General features: G+C 66.6%; 13 protein-coding genes, 1 pseudogene and 1 CRISPR repeat array. Of the genes and pseudogenes, 7 read left to right on the top strand and 7 right to left on the bottom strand.

Annotation, left to right across the window (positions count from 1 at the left end):
* Window positions 1-153: 153 nt before the first annotated feature.
* From glgA to WAW85_RS16495, 3 genes are all read right to left on the bottom strand, one after another.
* Entirely contained in the window at window positions 154-1,605 is a 1,452-nt protein-coding gene (gene glgA, locus WAW85_RS16505; protein ID WP_422560670.1) for a glycogen synthase GlgA, read from the bottom strand.
* Window positions 1,602-3,794, bottom strand: a complete 2,193-nt coding sequence (glgB, locus tag WAW85_RS16500; protein WP_422560669.1) for a 1,4-alpha-glucan branching protein GlgB — start codon at window positions 3,792-3,794, stop codon at window positions 1,602-1,604. Before glgB ends, glgA begins: the two co-directional genes overlap by 4 nt.
* A gap of 105 nt (window positions 3,795-3,899) precedes the next feature.
* On the bottom strand, window positions 3,900-6,338 hold the full coding sequence (locus WAW85_RS16495; protein ID WP_422560668.1) for a glycogen/starch/alpha-glucan phosphorylase: 2,439 nt from the start codon (window positions 6,336-6,338) through the stop codon (window positions 3,900-3,902).
* 215 nt (window positions 6,339-6,553) lie between these two features.
* Between WAW85_RS16495 and WAW85_RS16490 the strand changes: the two genes are divergently transcribed.
* Window positions 6,554-8,086, top strand: a complete 1,533-nt coding sequence (locus tag WAW85_RS16490) for a fatty acyl-CoA synthetase (protein WP_422560667.1) — start codon at window positions 6,554-6,556, stop codon at window positions 8,084-8,086.
* 21 nt (window positions 8,087-8,107) lie between these two features.
* On the opposite strand, the gene WAW85_RS16485 is transcribed toward WAW85_RS16490, so the two are convergent.
* The gene (locus WAW85_RS16485) at window positions 8,108-8,773 is read right to left on the bottom strand and encodes a TetR/AcrR family transcriptional regulator (protein WP_422560666.1); all 666 of its coding nucleotides are present in this window, start codon (window positions 8,771-8,773) and stop codon (window positions 8,108-8,110) included.
* A complete protein-coding gene (locus tag WAW85_RS16480; protein WP_422560665.1) occupies window positions 8,770-10,968 on the bottom strand; it encodes an ABC transporter permease in 2,199 nt (732 codons plus the stop codon). The genes WAW85_RS16485 and WAW85_RS16480 overlap by 4 nt, the downstream gene beginning before the upstream one ends.
* On the opposite strand from WAW85_RS16480, the gene WAW85_RS16475 reads away from it, so the two are divergent.
* Genes WAW85_RS16475 through WAW85_RS16465 form a run of 3 tightly spaced genes read left to right on the top strand, consistent with a single transcriptional unit; the run spans window position 10,967 to window position 14,916 of the window.
* A complete protein-coding gene (locus WAW85_RS16475) occupies window positions 10,967-11,101 on the top strand; it encodes a hypothetical protein (protein WP_422560664.1) in 135 nt (44 codons plus the stop codon). The two genes, WAW85_RS16480 and WAW85_RS16475, sit on opposite strands and share 2 nt — an antisense overlap.
* Window positions 11,102-11,146: 45 nt before the next feature.
* Window positions 11,147-12,439, top strand: coding sequence for an alpha/beta hydrolase (locus WAW85_RS16470; protein WP_422560672.1), 1,293 nt, complete (start codon window positions 11,147-11,149; stop codon window positions 12,437-12,439).
* A complete protein-coding gene (locus tag WAW85_RS16465; RefSeq protein ID WP_422560663.1) occupies window positions 12,439-14,916 on the top strand; it encodes a bifunctional lysylphosphatidylglycerol flippase/synthetase MprF in 2,478 nt (825 codons plus the stop codon). Before WAW85_RS16470 ends, WAW85_RS16465 begins: the two co-directional genes overlap by 1 nt.
* 23 nt (window positions 14,917-14,939) lie before the next feature.
* On the opposite strand, the gene WAW85_RS16460 is transcribed toward WAW85_RS16465, so the two are convergent.
* Window positions 14,940-15,374 carry an HNH endonuclease gene (locus WAW85_RS16460; protein ID WP_422560662.1) on the bottom strand — a complete coding sequence of 145 codons (435 nt, stop codon included), beginning with the start codon at window positions 15,372-15,374 and terminating at the stop codon, window positions 14,940-14,942.
* A gap of 200 nt (window positions 15,375-15,574) precedes the next feature.
* On the opposite strand from WAW85_RS16460, the gene WAW85_RS16455 reads away from it, so the two are divergent.
* Together WAW85_RS16455 and WAW85_RS16450 are read left to right on the top strand one after the other, a co-directional pair.
* Complete coding sequence (locus WAW85_RS16455) at window positions 15,575-16,498, top strand: hypothetical protein (RefSeq protein WP_422560661.1); 924 nt, start codon at window positions 15,575-15,577, stop codon at window positions 16,496-16,498.
* Entirely contained in the window at window positions 16,467-17,198 is a 732-nt protein-coding gene (locus WAW85_RS16450; protein WP_422560660.1) for an HIRAN domain-containing protein, read from the top strand. Before WAW85_RS16455 ends, WAW85_RS16450 begins: the two co-directional genes overlap by 32 nt.
* Before the next feature lie 11 nt (window positions 17,199-17,209).
* Here the strand turns inward: WAW85_RS16450 and WAW85_RS16445 are convergent, their stop codons facing one another.
* Window positions 17,210-17,677 (bottom strand): type I restriction enzyme endonuclease domain-containing protein, encoded by a 468-nt coding sequence (locus WAW85_RS16445; protein WP_422560671.1) that lies wholly within the window; start codon window positions 17,675-17,677, stop codon window positions 17,210-17,212.
* Between WAW85_RS16445 and WAW85_RS16440 the strand changes: the two are divergent.
* A pseudogene (locus WAW85_RS16440) lies at window positions 17,561-17,851 on the top strand (hypothetical protein); the annotation flags it as partial. The gene WAW85_RS16445 and the pseudogene WAW85_RS16440 sit on opposite strands and share 117 nt — an antisense overlap.
* 308 nt (window positions 17,852-18,159) lie before the next feature.
* Window positions 18,160-19,042: direct repeats of the CRISPR family, unit length 28 nt; unit sequence GGGTCATCCCCGCTCGCGCGGGGAACAC.
* Window positions 19,043-19,092: the final 50 nt, after the last annotated feature.

The following is a 19,092-nucleotide window of genomic DNA, read 5'->3' as shown; positions in this document are numbered from 1 at the left end:
GTTCCAGGGTGAACCGGGTTTCGGCGCCGCCGGCGTCGAATATGCAGAAGTCGATGCGGTCGGCGGTGGCCGACCGCACCGCCACATTCACCCCGGCGGCATCGGGGGTGACCCCGAGCGGCCAGGGCTGGCCGCCAGTGACCAGCGGCTCGGTCACTCGAGCAGCTCGGCGAACAACGACGCGTATCGCTGCGCCGACGGGCCCCAGTCGACGGGCGTCGCCATCGCCTGCGCCTGGAGCCGCCGCCACGTCGGACCATCCGCGAAGTGCGCGCTCGCCCGGGCGAGGGATTCGGCCAGGCCGGCGGCGCTGATGTCGGTGAAGGCGAATCCGGTGGCGGTTCCGACGCGGATGTTCTCCGGCGACGCGTCGACCACGGTGTCGCGCAGGCCACCGGTGGCGGCGACGACGGGAACCGTGCCGTAGCGCAGTCCGTAGAGCTGCGTCAGCCCGCACGGCTCGAATCGGGAGGGCACCACGACGATGTCGCCGCCGGCGAACATTCGGTGGCTGAGCGGTTCGTCGTATCCGGTGCGCACGCCGACCGACTGCGGGTAACGCTGCGTCAACTGCTGCAGCTCATATTCGTATCCGGCGTCGCCCGAGCCGAGCACGACCGCCGCGCCGCCAGCCTCGACGAATCCAGGCAGGGCTTCCAGGAGCAGATCCACCCCCTTCTGATGGCTGAGCCGGGTCACGACGACGGCCAGCGGGCCGACGGGTTCGGGGAGCCCGAACTCCTCGAGCAGCGCACGACGGTTGTGTGCCTTGCCGGTGAGATCGGCGGGCGAGTAGGCGGCCACATGGCGGTCTCCGGCCGGATTCCACCGGGCCCCGTCGATGCCGTTGACGATGCCGACCATGTCGCCGTGGGCGGTCCGGGCCGCGATCACCCCCTCCAATCCGAAACCGAATTCGGGGGTCGTCAACTCTTCGGCATAGGTGGGGCTGACCGTGGTGACCTTGTGTGCATGGACCAGACCGGCTTTGAGGGTGCTGACCAGCCCGTGATATTCGAGGGCGTCTGGATGGAAGTCCCAAGTGGGCAGGCGGACCGCGTCGAGTTGATCGGGTCCGAAGATCCCCTGGAAGGCGACATTGTGAATCGTCATCACCGACGGCACCGAGGACCCCGCGTACCGGAGGTAGGAGGGGACCAGACCGGCCTGCCAGTCGTGCGCGTGGACCACATCGGGCCGCCAGCCTTCGGCAGTGCCGTCGATAGCCAGCCGCGCCCCGACCCAGGAGAGGGCCGCAAACCGGAGGTGATTGTCCGGGTGGTCGTCGCCGTCGAGGTGGTACGGCCCGCCGTGCCTGTCGAACAAGTGCGGGGCGTCGAGTAGCAGCAGGTCCAGCCCGCTGTGCCGGCCGGCGAAGACGACGCCGCGCCCGCCGAAAAGATCCCCGTGCTCCCATACCGGAGTCAGGGTTCGGAATTGGTCGAGGAGCCCGCGGTAGGCGGGCAGCAGCACTCGGCTGCGCCAGCCCTCGGCGGCCAGCGCGGCCGGCAGTGCGCCGACGACATCGGCCAGGCCGCCGGTCTTGACCAGCGGTACGCATTCGGAGGCCACCGACAGCACCGTGGGACGAGGATCGGCCATCATGATCGATCCTCGACGAAGTAGACGGCGGACAGCGGGGGCAGGGTGAGCAGGGCGGACTGCGCTTCTTGCTGTGCCGCTACGGGTTCGGTTTCGACCACCCCGTCGTTGCCGCGATTGCCGCCGCCGTACAACGCCGAATCGGTATTGAGCGCCTCCGTCCACCGTCCCGGCATCGGGAAGCCGAGTCGGAATCCGCTGCGCTCCACCGGTGTCAGGTTCAGCACGACGACGATGTGCGGATCGCCGGGGTCACCGCGGCGCAGCCAGGCGAAGACTTGCTCGTCGACGGCATCGGCGAGGAGCCATTGGAATCCGCGGCCGTCGGTGTCGTGGCGGTGCAGGGCGGGTTGGCTGCGGTACAGCCGGTTGAGGTCGCCGACGACGCGCATCACGCCGGCGTGGCCGGGGTCGTGCAGGACGTCCCAGTCGAGCTCCGCATCGTGGTTCCACTCGCGCGGCTGGCCGAACTCCTGACCCATGAACAGCAGCTTCTTGCCGGGATAGCCCCACATGTAGCCGTAGAAGGCTTTCAGGTTCCCGAGTTTGTCGGCGTGGGTGCCCGGCATGCGGCCGTACATCGAGCCCTTGCCGTGCACCACCTCGTCGTGACTGATCGGCAGGACGAAGTTCTCGCTGAAGGCGTACGTGATACCGAAGGTCAGGTCGTTGTGGTGGTGCTTGCGGTACAGCGGGTCTTTGCCGAAGTAGGTGAGCGAGTCGTTCATCCAGCCGAGGTTCCATTTGTAGCCGAAGCCCAGACCGCCCTGGTCGACGCGGCCGGTGACGCCCGGGAATGCCGTCGACTCCTCGGCAATCATCGCGATGCCCGGGTGCCGACCGTAGGTTTCGACATTGGCTTCGCGCAGAAAGTCGATGGCTTCGTAATTCTCTCGGCCACCGTCTTTGTTCGGAATCCACTCGCCAGGCTGGCGGGAGTAGTCGCGGTAGAGCATGGAGGCGACCGCGTCCACGCGTAGCCCATCGAGATGGTATTCGTCGAGCCAGTAGAGGGCGTTGGCAACGAGGTAGTTCGACACTTCCGGACGCCCGTAATTGAAGATCAGGGTGCTCCAGTCCGGGTGAAAACCTTCCTGCGGATTGGCATGTTCGTACAGCGCCGTGCCGTCGAACCGGCCGAGTCCGTGCTGGTCGGTGGGGAAGTGTCCGGGTACCCAGTCGGCCAGTACCCCGATCCCGCGGGCGTGGGCGGCGTCGACAAACGCGGCGAACTCGGCGGGCGTGCCGTAGCGGATGCTGGGCGCGAACAGCCCGATCGGCTGGTATCCCCACGATCCGTCGAACGGATGCTCACTGATCGGCAGCACCTCAATATGGGTGAAGCCCAGCTCGGCGACGTGATCGATCAACTGCTCGGCGAGTTCCAGATAGGACATCAGACGATCCGGTTCGTCGGCCGGTCGACGCCAGGACCCGAGGTGGACCTCGTAGATGCTGATGGGCGCATCGGTGGCGTTGAGTGCGGCCCGCGTGGCTGCCCACGCGGTGTCCTGCCAGGGGTGCTGCTGGAGGCGGCGGACCACCGAACCGGTCTGCGGCGGATGTTCCGAACCGAAACCGACCGGATCGGCCTTCAACGGCACCGGGTGACCCCCCGGACCGAGGATGTCGTATTTGTAGATCGCCCCCTCGGCGAGCCCCGGAACGAAGATCTCCCACACCCCGGTCGCCCCGCGCGATCGCATGGGGTGGCAGGCGCCGTTCCATTCGTTGAAGTCACCCACCACCGAGACGCGTTCGGCGTTCGGCGCCCACACCGCGAAGTGCACACCGTCGACCTCCTCATGGGTGATCGGACGGGCACCCAAGACTTCCCACAGCCTGCGGTGCGTGCCCTCGCCGATCAGGTACTCGTCGATCGAGCCCAGGACCGGCGTGAAGCGGTACGGGTCGTGGCGTTCCTCGAATTGTTCGTCCGGCCACTCGATGCGCAGCCGGTAGAAGGGTAGTAGCGGGCCGGTGAAGACGGCGGGCGCGGCCGGGTGTCCGGTGAGTTCGGCCGTGTCGGTGTCATTGACGATCCACACCCGCCGGGCCCCGGGCAGATGAGCAACGATGTGCCGCCCGTCCGAGCTCGGCCCCAAGGCTGCGAACGGATCGCCGCACCGCCCCTGCGCGATCTGCCGCGCCCCAGCGTCGTCAAGCACCGACGATGTCTCATCCTTCGCCACCACCGGGCACCTCCGTCGGCATCTCGTCCAGCCTTTGATGTCATCCAAGCACCGGTTTGGTGTGTGCGCTGGGTTCGCGATGGTTCCGAACCCTCACTGGGAAATCTAGAGCGCGGGCCCGATGTTCCAGATCTGCTCCATGTATTCGCGAATCGACCGGTCCGAACTGAAGTAGCCCATCCGGGCGATGTTGGTCAACGCCATGCGCTGCCAGCGGGCGAAGTCGCGATAGTCCTCGTCCACCGCGGTTTGCGCGGCGTCGTAGGTATCGAAGTCCGAGGCGACAAGGAACCAGTCGCTGTTCCACATCATGTCGACGATGCCGCCGTAGCGGTGCGGGTCGTCGGGACTGAACGTGCCCTCGCTGAGCGCCTGCAGCACATCCTGCAGGGTCTGGCTCGCCTCGATCGCCGTGCGGGCGTGATCAGGTTCGGCGCGGCGGACAGCCACCTCGTCGGTGGTGAGCCCGAACAAGAAGAAGTTGTCGGCGCCGACGTGCTCGCGGATCTCGACGTTGGCGCCGTCGAGCGTGCCGATGGTGAGGGCGCCGTTGAGGGCGAACTTCATATTGCCGGTGCCCGAGGCCTCCATTCCGGCGGTGGAAATCTGCTCGGACAGATCGGCGGCCGGAATAAGCTTTTCGGCCATCGACACGTTGTAGTTCGGCGGGTAGACGACCCGCAGCAGATCGCGCGTGTCCGGATCGTTGTTGACGACGGCCCCGACGTCGTTGATCAGCCGAATGATGTCTTTGGCTGCGACGTAACTGGGCGCGGCCTTACCGCCGAAGATCTTGACCCGGGGTACCCAACCGGCGGTGGGGTCGGCTTTGATCCGTTGCCACCGGGCGATGGTCCACAGGATGTTGAGGAGCTGCCGTTTGTACTCGTGGACGCGTTTGACCTGCACATCGTAGAGGGCGTCGATGGGGATCTCGATGCCGTGGTGTTCGTGGAGCCAGTTGGCGAACTGCTCCTTGGCGAGCCGTTTGGTGGTGCCGAAGCGTTCGCGGAATTCCGGATTCTCTACCTGCTGTTCAATGCCGCGCAACCGCTCCAGATCCGACTCCCAGCCGGGTCCGACGGTGTCGGTGATCAGCTGGGCGAGCGGCGGATTGGCCAGTTTGAGCCACCGTCGCGGGGTCACCCCGTTGGTGACGTTGACGATGCGGCCCGGGTGGCGCGCATCGAGTTCGGGGAACAGGTCCGCGCGGACCAGGTTGGTGTGCAGCGCGGAAACGCCGTTGACCTTATGGCTGGTCACAAAGGCGAGCTGTCCCATCCGCACATCGTCGTCGCCGATCAGTCCGACGCCGTCCGGTCGCGGCCCGTGCACGTGAACATCGTGGGCGTCGAGCCGTTCGATGATCTGCAAATGCCGGGGGAGCACCTTGCGCATGAGGCCCACCGACCAGCGTTCCAGCGCCTCGGGGAGCAGGGTGTGGTTGGTGTAGCCGAGCACTCCGGTGGTCAGGTCGACGGCGGCGTCGAAATCGAAGGCGTGATCGTCGACGAGGATCCGGATCAGTTCGGGTCCGGCGATCGCCGGATGGGTGTCGTTCATCTGAATGGCGACGTACTCGGGGAGTTTGGTCAGGTCGCTGTGCGCGGCCAGGTAGCGCCGCAGAATGTCCTGGACGGAGGCCGAGGTGAGGAAGTACTCCTGGGAGAGGCGTAGTTCCTTGCCGCGATCGGTGGTGTCGTCGGGGTAGAGGACCCGGCTGAGGGTGCGGGCCCAGGCCTCCGGTTCGGCGGCGGCGGTGTAGTCGCCAGCATTGAACCGCGCCAGGTCAAACAGATCGGCGGCGGGTTTGGCCGCCCACAACCGCAGCGTATTGGCCCACCGGCCACCCCAGCCGACGACGGGGGTGTCGTGCGCTTCGGCGATCACCTGCAGTCGGGGCTGCCAGATCTCGCGCCCGTCCTGGGTGATCACCTCGCCGCGCAAGCCGATCGGATAGGCGGCCTCGGGCCGGGTGAAGGCCCACGGGTTGTCGGTGACCAGCCAGTCCTCCGGCTCCTCGACCTGGCGGCCGTGGTCAAAGCGCTGCTTGAAGAGGCCGTTTTCGTAGCGCAGGCCGTATCCGTAGGCGGGGCAGGCCAGGGTGGCCATCGACTCCAGATAGCAGGCCGCCAGCCGGCCCAGGCCGCCGTTGCCCAGGGCCGCGTCGGGTTCGTCGTCGGCGATGTCGGCGAAGTCCAGGCCGAGTCCGGCGAGCACCTCTACGGCGACGTCGCGCAGACCCAGGTTGATGGCGGCGTCCTCCAGTAACCGGCCGATCAGGAACTCCATCGACAGGTAGTAGACGCGCTTGCGGTCTTCGTCCCACGTGCGGCGGGTGGCGTTGATCCACGGCGCCATCGAGTAGTCGCGGATGGTGTGGCTGAGCGCCATGCGCCAGGCGAATCGAGAGGCGTGATCCGGATCGGTGCCCACCGTGTACTGCAAATGGCGCAACAGGGCGCGGCGGAAGTGGTCGGGTGTCGGGGCAGGAAGGTCCAGTTCGCCGGGATCGACGCCGTGGACTGCCAAAGACTCGGACATGAAGCTCCCTCGGGCGGTGGAGACTGCTCGGGTGATGGGGTTCTAGCCGGCGCGCAACGGTGACGCGACGGAGCCATCGTAACGCTGCGAGGGGGTTGCCGCTGGAGTTGACTGCCGCGCGCCGACGCCGCCGAACTGTCCGGCCCGAACCGGCGGCAAAAGGGGCGCCGATTGCGCAGACTGGGACCAGATCCGGGCGGGTGTCCGGACATGTGATGGAAAGGAGCCCGGTGAGTCACGTTTACTCCAACCGTGTCGATGAAGTCCTGAGCCGCACCGCAGGCCGCGTCCCCGACCGGGTCGCGATCACCTTCGCCGAGCGGTCGTGGACCTACCGGGAGCTCGAGGATGCTGTCACGGCGGGTGCTGCCGACTTGCTGGACCGCGGTGTGCGGCCCGGTGACCGGGTTGCCACCTACGGCCGAAACTCGGACGCGTATGTGATCGCCTTCCTGGCATGCGCGCGCGCCGGACTGATCCACGTCCCGATCAACTATGCGCTCACCGGCGACGAGTTGGCCTATCTGATCACCGACTCGGGGGCGGCGCTGGTGCTGGCCGATGCGGATCTGCTCGGCAACGTGGCGGAGTTGGGTTTGACGGCGGTGGCCGTACTGCGCGACGGGCCGGCGGCCTTCCTCGACGCCGTCGTCGGGGCCGGGTTGGGGGTGGCGTTTACGCCGGCGCCCGCCGATGCCGAACTGGCGCAGCTGCTGTACACCTCGGGCACCACGTCGGCGCCGAAGGGCGCGATGATGTCGCACCGCGCGCTGGTCCACGAGTACGTCTCGTGCATCGTGGCCTTTGGGATGCACGAGACGGACGAGCCGCTGCACGCGATGCCGCTCTACCACTCGGCCGGGATGCATGTCTGGATGCTGCCGTACCTGGCGGTGGGCGCCACCAACCATTTGATCGCCGCACCCGAGGTGCCGGTGATCCTGGAGCAGATCGAGGCGCGGCGAGCCGGGGCGATCTTCTTGGCGCCGACGGTGTGGGTGCCGCTGTCGCAGCATCCGGATTTCGCGATGCGGGATCTGTCATCGTTGCGCAAGGCGGTGTACGGCGCGTCGATCATGCCGGTGCCGGTGCTGGCGAGGATTGCCGCCGCGCTGCCGGATTTGGGCTTTTACAACGCCTTCGGGCAGAGCGAGATCGGTCCGCTGGCGACGGTCCTTGCGCCCGCCGAACACGCCGAGAGGCCTGCCTCGTGCGGCCGGGCGGTGCTGAATGTGGAAGTTGCCGTGCACGATCCGGACGGGGCGCCGGTGCCGCCCGGTCAGATGGGCGAGGTGGTGTACCGCTCGCCGCAGCTGTGTGACGGCTACTGGAATAAGCCCGAGGCCACCGCGGATGCCTTCCGCGACGGCTGGTTCCGGTCCGGTGACCTGGTGATCGCCGACGCGCAGGGGTACATCACCGTGGTGGACCGCATCAAGGATGTGGTCAACACCGGCGGAGTGCTGGTGGCCTCGCGGGAAGTAGAGGACGCCCTGTACACCCACGAGGCTGTCGCCGAAGTGGCGGTGGTCGGCGTCCCGGACGATAAGTGGATCGAAGCGATCGCCGCCTTCGTGGTGGCCAAGAAGGAGGTCAGCGCCGACGAGCTGATCACGCACGCCAAGGGCCAGTTGGCCGGCTACAAAGTGCCCAAGTCGGTGGTCTTCGTCGACGCACTGCCCCGTAATGCCAGCGGCAAACTCCTCAAGCGGGTGATCCGCGACGACTACGCCGAATCGTCGGCCTGAGCGGGGCTGGCCGGAACCGAATCAGCCGGAGAGGACGGTGTCGATCTGCACCGGGGGGAGCGCCGCGTCCGGGGTGGACGGGGCGGCGATCAGGCCGGCGGCCGCATCGGCGAGGAAGCGGGCCAACACCTCCCACTCCACCGGATTCTCCGAGGCGGCGACCAGGCTCTCGAAGTCGGCGCAGGTTTCGGTGACCAGCAGGTGGATCAGCCGGGAGCGCCCGCGCACCACATCGGCCGGCAGGTGCGACAGCGCCGCGGTGAGCTGGTCGATCAGTGCCGCGGCCGCCGGATCCTCTCGGGAAAACTCGGTGGCGGTGGTCGTGACCGCCGGATGGTTGCGCATCTGACGGAGGAAGCGGGCCCGCCAGCTCGGCGGCTCTAGTTCGCGCAGGCTCGCGATAGACGGTTCGATCAGGCACTTCAGGTAGTCGGCCACCTGCGGGTCGGCGGGCAGATCGGCCACCATCGTGGCGCGCAGTTCGCTGATGCGCGGGGAATGCCGCAGCACCAGCGCCCGCAGGAACTCGTCGTGGCTACCGAAGTGATACCGGATGGACGAGTGATTCGCGGTACCGGCTTTGGCGCAGATCTTCCGGTCGGAGGCTTCCTGGACCCCGAGGGTGGCGATGAGTTCTTCGGCGGCATCCATCAGGGCCTCTTTGGCCCGCTCACTCCGATTCGTCACACCGACCTCCCGTCGTCTCCTGCCGTGACCATAGCCGCCGCGCGTTCATCGGACTTCGCAGAGTCGCCCTCGCCCTCGCCGTCACCGTTGTCGTCGGCGGCCTCGTTCGAGGCGTCGTCGACGGTGGGGGTGCTGGGTTCAGCGGCCCCGGGAATCGGGCGTTCGGGCTGCGGGTAGAAGCGGTCCATCAGCCGGACCACGAGCAGGGAGACCGCGCCCCACGCGACCAGAACGATGGCATGGCTGCCGACGGTGTCACCGCCGAAGTACAGGATCGAGCGCACCGACTCCACCGCGGCGGGGAGCGGGAGATAGTCGTGGAGCCAGGCGAAGACCTCGGGCACCAAGTGAATCGAGAGGCCGCCGCCGGAGGCGGGGACGCCCAGGAACATGATGATCGAGACCAGCGGCAGCACCGCGAGCAGCCCGAACAGTCGGACAAAGATGATGCTGAACAGGGCGGTGGCGGTGATGGCCAGTGCGCCCATGCCCACGAGTGCCAGGAAGTTCCCGCTGATCGCGCCGACGATCGGTCCGGCGATAAGCCAGATCACCGCGGCCATGAAGACGGCCCAGCCGACGATGAGCGGAAGCAGCTTCCGGGTGGACATGAGGTCGGGGGCGGCGTTCGCGATCACCACGATCACCAGGAATCCGGCCATCATCCAGCCGATGGCGATGTACAAGCTCACTGTGCCGGCTGAGTCGTCGGCGGTCAGTGGCGCGACGTCGGTGATCTCCAACGGCAGCCCTTGCGACTCGGCGAGTTGGCCGAAGACGGCGGTGACCACCTGTTGTTGGCTCTGGCCAGCGCCACCATTGGTGATCAGTTGCGCGCTCGGCGTGGCAGTCGACGGCAGTACGTAGGCCGCCACCACGTCGCGATCGTGGACCTGGGATTGCGCTTCGGCTATGGACGTGGAGGTGGAGACGTCGAACATGCCGGCCATGCGCTCGTCCAGGCCGACCTTCATCGCGTCGGCCGCCTGCGGGGTTTCGGCGACGACGACCACGGGAAGCTCCCGCGGCGTTGGCTCATGCATCGCCGAGAGCATGAGGGACAGCATCATCACCATCATCGCCAGCGGCAGGAAGGCCAGCGACGTATAGCGGACCCAGGTGCGCGGAGGCGTGGTCGAGGCTGTCAGCGACACCATTGTTGCCACGGGCTCTTCGATCGGCTTCTTGCGGCGTTTGAGAGCGTCGATTCCGGCCACGGCTGCCAGGGCTGCGGCGGCGCCGATCACCAGCACCAGGAGGTGACCGCCGACGCCGCTGCCGCCGAAGTACAGGACCGACCGGAGTGCTTCGCCGACGGCAGGTGACGGCAGGAAGTTGTGTAGGAACGGGAAGATGCTCGGCATCGTGTACACCGACATGCCCAGATTCGAGGAGGGTATGCCCAGCACCATCAGGAACAGCATGCCGATGAGGACGGCCAGCGGCCCGAGGATTCTGGTGAGGAATAGCTGGACCAGGCCGACGGAGAAGACGGCCAGGGCGGCGATGCCGATGATCGCCCAGGCGTTGGCGCCCACCGCCGCGCCGATCACCGGTCCGGCGATGACCCAGGCGATGAGGGCGGCCAGCACCGACCAGCCGGCCAGGATCGGCAGGAAGCGGCGGAGCCGGAGGAGTTCGGGGGCCACCGACAACAGCAGACTCAATGGCATATAGCCCGCGAGGATCAGCGCGGTGGTCAAGAACATCGGCGCCAAGCCCCCGGGGTCCGTGGCCGGGGTCGGGGCGAGATCTTCGGCATGGATGTCGAACCCGTCGGCGGCGAGCACCGGGGTGAGCAGCCCGTTGACCGCACTGAGCTGGGAGGCGCCTGCGCCGGTCGCGGTGTAGATGGTCGCGGCCTCGGCAGGGGAGTCCGGGAGCGCGACCGCACCGGTCACCTCGCGGTCGAAGACCAGGGTGCGGGCTTCGTCGGCGGTGGCGACGACGCGGACGTCGACGGCGTCGGGCGCGGACTGCTCCAGGGCGTCGGCGAATTGTTGGGCCTGCTGCGGCGAGGCGGCGGTGACGGCGACGGGCATGTTGTTCGGACTCGGCGAGTGCATGGCGCCCAGGTAGCCGGTCACCATCATCGTGACCATGATGAACGGGAATACGAAGGCGGCGATGTAGCGGGCGATCTTCTCCCGCTGGGCGCGCTGTTCCGCGGTGGGCGGCGTGGAGTTCTTGGGCATGCGGCCAATTTACGCCACCTGGCGTAAATTTGCCGCGGGTGTGGCGGGGCTCACCAACACCGGCGAGACCAAGTCGGTGGTCGTCGTCGACGCGCTCCCAGGCTCGCGGCGGCGGTCGCTGGTGTCGGCGTAGCCTCGAACGGTGCACAGTGCGGGAGTTGGCGGAAGAGTGCTTAACCTGCCGTTGACGGGCACGCCCGCGACAGTCGTGTTCGGCGTCCTGTTGGCGGTCGGGATCGGCGTGCTCTTGGCGCGACGAGACCGCCGTTGGCTGCGCTGCGCCGTGCCGGTGGCGCTGATCGTGGCGCTACTACTCACCGTGGTCGCCGGAGTGCTCATCGAACGGGTGTGGCGGCCGTTCCCGGATGCGCTGCCGCTCCTGGTGTACGTGTGGTCAGGGCTGGTGCTCTTTGCGGTCGCGTTGGCGGTGGCGCGGTGGACGGTGCGCGAGCGGACAAGTCGGCGGCGGGCCCTCGGCCTGCTCGGAGTTTGCGCGCTGGCAGTCGTGGCAGCACTCATCGGCGGCGCCGCGCAGATTAACGCGATCTACCACGCCTACCCGACGGTGGGGGCGGTGCTGGGCGTCAAAAACTACCGGACCGTGCCGTTCGGCGCCGCGCTCGGATCCTCGGGTGCGCCCGCGCTGCAGACGCGTTGGACGCCGCCGCCGGATTTGCCGAAGACCGGAGCGGTGACGGCAGTCCCGATCCCCGGTGCGGTCTCGAAGTTCGGTGCGCGGGAGGCGCGGGTATATCTGCCGCCGGCGTACTTCGCCAGCCCCCGGCCGCTGCTGCCGGTGCTGGTGCTGATGGCCGGGCAGCCGGGCAGCACCGACGACTGGCTGGTCGGCGGGCGACTCGCGGAAATAATGGACCGGTTCGCCGCGCAGCATCGCGGGCTGGCACCGGTGGTGGTGCTTGCCGACGGTACGGGCAGCCAATTCGGCAATCCGATGTGCGTCGATTCGCATTTCGGCAACGTGGCGACCTACTTGGCCGTCGACGTTCCGGCGTGGGTTCGTGCGCACCTGCAGATCGATCCCAACCCGCGGGCGTGGGCCATCGGCGGGCTGTCGTACGGCGGCACCTGCTCGCTGCAACTGGCAACCACCCGGCCGGACGTCTATCCGACGTTCCTGGACCTGTCGGGTCAGGCAGAGCCGACGCGCGGTGGGCGCCGACGGAGCGTAAACGAGGTCTTCGGCGGCAACGAGGCGGCCTTCGACCGCAATAATCCGGCGTACCTGCTGGCGCACTATCGGTTCCCGGATTCCGGTGGCGCCTTTGTGGTGGGTCGCGACGATAGGACATTCCGGCCGGGAATTGAGCAGCTATACACCGCCGCGCGCGCTGCTGGAATGGACGTGCGGCTTTCAGAAGTGCCCGGATCGCACAGTTTCGCGGTGTGGTCGGCCGGGCTGGAAATGGAGTTGCCATGGATCAGTCAGCGTCTCGGACTGGATCGACTGTGATGACGTTCGCGCGGTCGGGTATCGCCCGTGCGCCGGTGTCCATCGGACTATTGGTGGTGCTGTGGGGCTTGGCGATCGCCACTGGGTCGACCCGATCGGGACCACCGCACGACGTGAAATCTCAAGTGGCGCTTGGCTTCTCGACGATGTCCGAGGGGCGTCTCTGGTCACTGTGGACGTCGGGGCTGTTCGCTGCGAATCTGGTGAGTTACGTGGTGGCCAGCGTGGCCATCCTGGCGATCGCGGCGCCGGTGGAGTACCGGATCGGAACTCGGCGGTTCGCGATCGCGGCGCTGGTCACCCAAGGCGTCGGTGCACTGTCCGCGCTCGCGGTGGCCTGGCTGGCTTCGGCAGTGCCGAATTCCTGGGGCCTGGAACTCCGCGGGCACCTGGTGGTGGGCCCGCTGACGTGGGTCGTCGGCACGCTGATGACCGCGACGGCCGTCATGCCCACGCTTTGGCGCCGCCGGATTCGTGTGGTGCTCTTGGTGATCGTGCTGACTGCGGCGCTCTCGGCCGGGCACCTCGAGGACTTGACTCGGCTCACTGCTGCGGTGACCGGGCTGCTGCTGGGGCCAGCGTTGTTTGGGCGGGCGGCGCGCGGCCCTTCGCTGGGCGGGACCCTGCGCGAACGCCGGACATTGGTCTCTTTGGTGGTGGCGGCCAGTGTGCTTGGCCCCATCGTCGCGGCCTTCTCTCCGCATGCGGCTGGTCCGCTGTCGGCGTTGCGTTGGCTGTTCGAGCAAGCCCCCTACAGTCCGCGTGAGTTGGTCGAGATCTGTTCGCAGCCAGCGCTGCACGACGAATGCCGGGTGGGCCAGCAGGCCTTGCGGCTGTCCGGCGTGGGTCCGGTGGTGCTGAATCTGATGCCGTCGGTGGTGCTGCTGGTTGCGGCGGAGGGACTGCGTCGCGGTCGTCGGGCGGCGTGGCTGCTCGCCGTGGGTGCACAGGTGATTCTGATCGCCTTCGCCGCCGCAAGTGTGCTGGTGCGTATCACGGAACAAAGTGAGACGCGGCAGGTGCTCTACGGGGCGCACCGTCATCAATGGGTGTATGCCGATTTGACGCCGCTGCTGGTGTTTCTCGCCGTCCTCGCGCTGCTGGTGTTCACCCGGCAGTTCTTTGACGTCCGCGCAGAGAAGGGGACATACGTGCGAGTGTGGCTCGGCATGTTTGCCGTGACCGCACTCGCGTCGGCCGCGTACGTGCTGCTTGGCAGCCTGTCGGACGGCTTCGAACGCGACCCGGGGATGGGGACGTTGCTGCTCGATGCGCCGCGACGTCTGCTTCCGCCGGCATTTCTTCCCTTCTTTGAACCGCCGATTCTTCCGGTGACCTGGTCGGCGACCCTGCTCTTCGAGTGGGTGGGGGTGGTCGTGTGGGCTGCGTTCAGCATCCTGATGCTGGTGAGTTTCCTGTCCCGGCCGGCGGGTGAGGATCCGGGCGGCCAGCAGCGCGTCCGTGAGTTGCTGCACAGCCCTGGTGGCGGCTCGCTATCGTGGATGACCAGCTGGTCGGGCAATCGCTACTGGTTCAGCGAGGACGGTCGGCACGCTGTCGCTTACCGCGTGTATTCGGGTGTGGCGCTGACCGCGACCGACCCGCTGGGCGGCCCGGACGGACTGGCCGAGGCGGTGGATCAGTTCGCGATCTTCTGTGTGGGGAACGGGTGGACGCCGTGTTTCTATTCGGTCGGGGCGACGACCGCCGATATTGGTCGCAGGCACGGGTGGAGTTGCCTGCAGGTGGCCGAGGAGACGCTGATTGACCTCGGTGACCTGGAGTTCAAGGGCAAGAGGTTCCAGGATGTGCGGACTGCCCTCAACCGGGCCGGTAAGTCGGGAATTGAAGCGCGGTGGGACACCTTCGCTGACGCCCCGCTGTCGATTCGAGAACAGATCACGGCCATTTCCGAGGCGTGGGTGGCCGATAAGGGCCTGCCGGAGATGGGCTTCACCCTTGGTGGGCTGGCCGAACTGCAGGATCGAGAGGTTCGGCTGCTGCTGGCCGTCGACCAGGAGAACGTGGTGCACGGTGTCACCTCGTGGATGCCGGTGTACCGGGATGGCGAGATTGTCGGACTGACGTTGGACTTCATGCGCCGTCGTGCCGATGGCTTCCGCCCGGCGATGGAGTTCCTGATTGCCTCGGCAGCTCTGCGGGCGCAGGACGAAGGTCTGGAGTTCCTCAGCCTCTCCGGCGCCCCGCTGGCCAGCGTTGACGACGGCTCCGGTATGGCGACCGGTCCGCTCGATAGCATGCTCGATCTACTTGGGCGCACGCTGGAACCGGTGTACGGGTTCCGGTCGCTGCTGGCCTTCAAATCGAAGTTTGCGCCCCGCTATCGGCCGATGTACATGGTGTTCCCGGACTCGGCGGCGTTGCCGGCGATCGGCGTCGCCGTGAGTCGTGCGTACCTGCCGCATGTCTCGCTCGACGAGGGTCGGCGGCTGCTGACACACCTGATCCGGCGCTGACCCGGACCGTCGGTAGGGCGGGGTCAATTTTCCGGTCCCGGGCGACGAACGGTTCGGACGATGACCGTGGCCGGTGTGATCACCGTCGTCCTGCTGGTGATCGCCGCGGCGACGAGTTCGCCGCCGTGCGTTCCGCGGAACGCGAACCGTCGATGTCCGAGGGCGACGATTCCGAAGGCACTGTGATGCAGGGCTCGGTGGTGCGCACCGCACAGCAGAATCAGATTGTCCGGATCGGTCGTGCCGCCGGCGGACCAGGGTCTGACGTGGCCGATGTTCCGGACGGTTGCGCCGCATTCGAACTCCTCGCGTTCCGCGGAACGCAGGATCGGTCCCTCGTCGACCGAGGTTTGGTTGTCGATCTGGTGGACGAGGATTTCGGCGCTGGCGGCGAACTCGGCCAGGCAGTCGAGCATTCGCGAGGTCAGTGCCGCGATCTGGCTGGCGTATCCGATCATCCGCTCGGCGAGCTGCTAGTCGTCGAGATCGGTTGCCGGTGTGCGGTCGTACAGGTCGGTGCGCATCGCGAATCCCATAGTTCATGGAACGCGTGTTCCGATGGCAGGTTCTCCCGCCATGCTGACATGTTCGATCACACAGCCAGCCCGCAGTTCTGAAGTCTCCGAGGCCCGGAGCTCGGAGCCGGTATACAGGAAATGTGACACCGGCTTTTTGGAGTTCCGTCGACGTCGAAGACTGGCTGAAGTCGGGAGGTCGGGTGGATGAGCCGCTCGGCGGCAAGGAAAAGTTCTGGTTTATCGGCCCCGACGATCACCGATACCTCTTCAAGTACGCCCGGAGCGATGACGACGGGACCAATACTCGGGGTGAGGACTGGGCTGAATGGACTGTATCCACATTGGCCGCCCTCATCGGTGTGCCTACCGCTACCACCATTCCGGCCCGATTTGACGGCCGTCGTGGGGTTCTGTCGCGGTCAGTTGTCGCGAGCCACGAGACACTGGTTCACGGAAACGAGCTTCTCGCGCGGGTCGTGGCGGACTACGACGCCGCGGCCGGACGACTCAATCCCGGTTACACGGTCACAGCAATCCAAACCGCTCTAGCTGGTATCGAGGCTCCTCCCGGTTGCAATCACTTGGTCACGAATGCGTTCGACGGGTGGGCGGGCTACGTCCTGCTCGACGCCTGGACTGCTGGGCGGGACCGGCATCATGAGAACTGGGCGGCAATCCTGCACGACGGGCAGTCACGTCTGGCGCCGTCGTATGACCACGGAAACGCACTCGGATTCCAAGAGTCGGAACGCAAGGTTGTTGCCCTGGGTGCTGATAACGACCAATTGGCTGCTTGGCTCCGGCGAGGCAACAGCCACCACTTCGCCGGAAAGCCATCCCTCGTCGCCGTTGCGGTAGAAGCGCTGTCCCGTGCGACACCGAGCGCGCGACGATACTGGCTCGATAGACTGTTGAAAGTGCAGGTTGCGGACGTGAAAGCAACCATCGATCAAGTGCCTGCATCGTTGATGTCGGAGCCTGGACGTAGATTTAGGGTCCGGCTACTCGTCCACAACCGGGAAAGGATCCTCGATGAGTGTTCTCAGCTCGCTCACCTCGATTGACTCGGCTCCCGACGTTGCTCGTAGATTGATTCTGGTTTGGCAGGAGCCGGAGTCTCGGCGGTTCGTCCGTATTGGCAGCCTCGATGAGCTCGTCGACGGTCGTTACGCGTTCAGGTACTGCGAGGGTGTTACCTCGGTCGACGGTTTCCATCCGCTGGCGCAGTTTCCGGACCCCGCGGTTCTGTACGTGTCTGAGTCGCTGCCAGCCTTTTTTGGAAATCGCCTGATGTCTCGGCAGCGATCCACCTACCGCGGCTATCTCGACGCGATCGGTCTCGACTCGTCGTTTGACACCCCAATGGAGGTGTTGGCTCGTACCGGAGGGCCACGCGCGACGGACACCTTCCACATCGTCGATGACCTGCAGGAGAGTGCCGACGGTCGGGTTGTTAGCCGCTTTCTCGCGTCTGGTGTTCGGCATGTCGCCAACTCTGGCGACCTCATGAGGCGGCTGATCCCCGGCTCGCGCTTGATGCTGGCGGCAGATCCGAAGAATCCGAAGAACCCACGGGCACAGTTGGTGTGCGTCGAGGAGGGATCTCCGGTGGGCTATGTCCCCGACTGGTTGCTAGAAGACCTGGAGGCGCTTCGGAGCCGAGCGGTGCACTTTGAGGTAGTCGCCGACACTGTTTCTCCTGATGCGCAACCCCATCTTCGGTTGCTGTGCCGGATTGAGGCGACTGTCCCGATTCACTCGTGACCTCGTAGCGGTCAGAACCGGCGAGTGTCGGCCGCTCCCAGCTGCGCCGCGACTCGGGCGGCGAAGGCGGGGTCGTGGTGGATACGCGCGACGACGTCGTCGGCGATCTTGTTCACGTCGAGGGTGCCGTCGTATTCCACCGGTTGTGCTGGCCAAGTGATGTCGACGCGAAGGGTGTAGGCGCTCTCGCCGTCGTCGCCGTAGGCGGTACGCACATGATCGAAGACCAGCTGCACTTTTGCAGTGAAGATGTCCGGCGTGTATGGCTCCTCTGGTAGCTCCTGATCCAGGACGCGGCGGATGGTGCTGTCGACGTCGCTGAGCACGTCGACTTTGCGGCGCCAATCCTGGACCAGCTTCTGGTGCAGGTAATCGAGCAGCTTCTTCGCACTGACCTTGACCGTTTCGCGTTCGGTGGCGGTGAGGACCGGATCAGGTTGGGTCAACAGGTCGAAGACCGCCAACTCTTCTTCGGTCAAGCCTTTGATCCGTCCCGGGATTTCCGGAGGGTTCGTCTCATCCGCGAACGCCAGGCCGAGGGGATCGCTAAGGCCAAGGCCGCTGGCAAGTACCAGGGCCGCAAGGCCGCGCTGACCGCCGAGCAAGTCGCCGAGATAGCCCGTCGGCACGCCGGAGGAGCGGGTGAGGGTCCCACGGCTCTGGCCAGCGAGTTCGGCGTCAGTCGGCAGACGATCTATCGCTACCTGGCCGAGCAGAGATCCCAAATTGACACCGGTAGGAGGACCAGCTCGCAGGCACTCTCCTATGTCGTGCAGTTGCCGCGTAGTGGGATCGAGCCAAAGGGGGGTGCTGGTCTCCGGTCAGGTGGCAGCCTTCGCAGTGGATCGCTCCGCAAGCAAGGTCGTATCCCGCTCACCGACGGAGGTGGCGAGAATGGTTGTGAAGTTGTCGACTGTGACCACGGCGCTTCCCACGCGAACAGTGATCATGTGCCGACATGGGGTCATCTCCGCTCGCGCGGGGAACACCATCCGCCGTCCCCTCATCAGTGTCATGCACTAGGGTCATCCCCGCTCGCGCGGGGAACACATCCAGCGATAGTCCGAGCTTCGGCAGAATGCGGGGTCATCCCCGCTCGCGCGGGGAACACGTCCACGTTCCCGCCCGTGATCGGTGCGGGTGTGGGTCATCCCCGCTCGCGCGGGGAACACGATCTGTGCGGTAGCGGTTTTGAGTCCGTCCCAGGGTCATCCCCGCTCGCGCGGGGAACACTCCGTCTTCTGGTCGGAGACGCCGGGCACCATGCGGGTCATCCCCGCTCGCGCGGGGAACACAACTTTCACCACAAGCCGCACAACGGCACCGTCGGGTCATCCCCGCTCGCGCGGGGAACACTCGGCGAATGTGACGGTCACGAACATCACGTCGGGGTCATCCCCGCTCGCGCGGGGAACACCCGCCAGTGCCGAGGCCTTGGATGACGAGGCTGGGGTCATCCCCGCTCGCGCGGGGAACACTTTGAGATGACGAGGCCGACAAGCGCGTCATCGGGGTCATCCCCGCTCGCGCGGGGAACACCCAAGAATGCCCCCGCCGATACCCGCAAGCGCAGGGTCATCCCCGCTCGCGCGGGGAACACTCTGATCGGCTGGCCGGATGGGAAGGCTTCGCGGGGTCATCCCCGCTCGCGCGGGGAACACAGCGCGCTCACCTCGTCCGGTCTCCAGACCGCGGGGTCATTCCCGCTCGCGCGGGGAACACTTCTGCGTCGACGGTGCCACCGCGCGCGGATAGGGGTCATCCCCGCTCGCGCGGGGAACACGCCGTAGACCACTGCTTCGACACCTTCAACCCGGGGTCATCCCCGCTCGCGCGGGGAACACGTGTCGGCGGCGGTCGAAACCTGAACGGTTTCGGCGGTCCAAAAGTGAAC

The sequence above is a fragment of the Gordonia sp. (in: high G+C Gram-positive bacteria) genome (genome assembly GCF_049299075.1).
In the GTDB taxonomy this organism is placed as follows: Bacteria; Actinomycetota; Actinomycetes; order Mycobacteriales; family Mycobacteriaceae; genus Gordonia.
Note: the sequence above shows the minus strand (reverse complement) of the source record. Positions and strands in the feature narration are given on the sequence as shown.

What these genes read in the sequence shown, in the direction of transcription:
- WAW85_RS16450 (WP_422560660.1), top strand. Translation starts at nt 16,467, where the DNA reads ATGAGTGTTCTCAGCTCGCTCACCTCGATTGACTCGGCTCCCGACGTT.
- WAW85_RS16490 (WP_422560667.1), top strand. Translation starts at nt 6,554, where the DNA reads ATGGAAAGGAGCCCGGTGAGTCACGTTTACTCCAACCGTGTCGATGAA.
- WAW85_RS16495 (WP_422560668.1), bottom strand. Translation starts at nt 6,338, where the DNA reads ATGTCCGAGTCTTTGGCAGTCCACGGCGTCGATCCCGGCGAACTGGAC.
- WAW85_RS16475 (WP_422560664.1), top strand. Translation starts at nt 10,967, where the DNA reads ATGCGGCCAATTTACGCCACCTGGCGTAAATTTGCCGCGGGTGTGGCG.
- glgA (WP_422560670.1), bottom strand. Translation starts at nt 1,605, where the DNA reads ATGATGGCCGATCCTCGTCCCACGGTGCTGTCGGTGGCCTCCGAATGC.
- WAW85_RS16460 (WP_422560662.1), bottom strand. Translation starts at nt 15,374, where the DNA reads ATGATCGGATACGCCAGCCAGATCGCGGCACTGACCTCGCGAATGCTC.
- WAW85_RS16465 (WP_422560663.1), top strand. Translation starts at nt 12,439, where the DNA reads ATGACGTTCGCGCGGTCGGGTATCGCCCGTGCGCCGGTGTCCATCGGA.
- WAW85_RS16480 (WP_422560665.1), bottom strand. Translation starts at nt 10,968, where the DNA reads ATGCCCAAGAACTCCACGCCGCCCACCGCGGAACAGCGCGCCCAGCGG.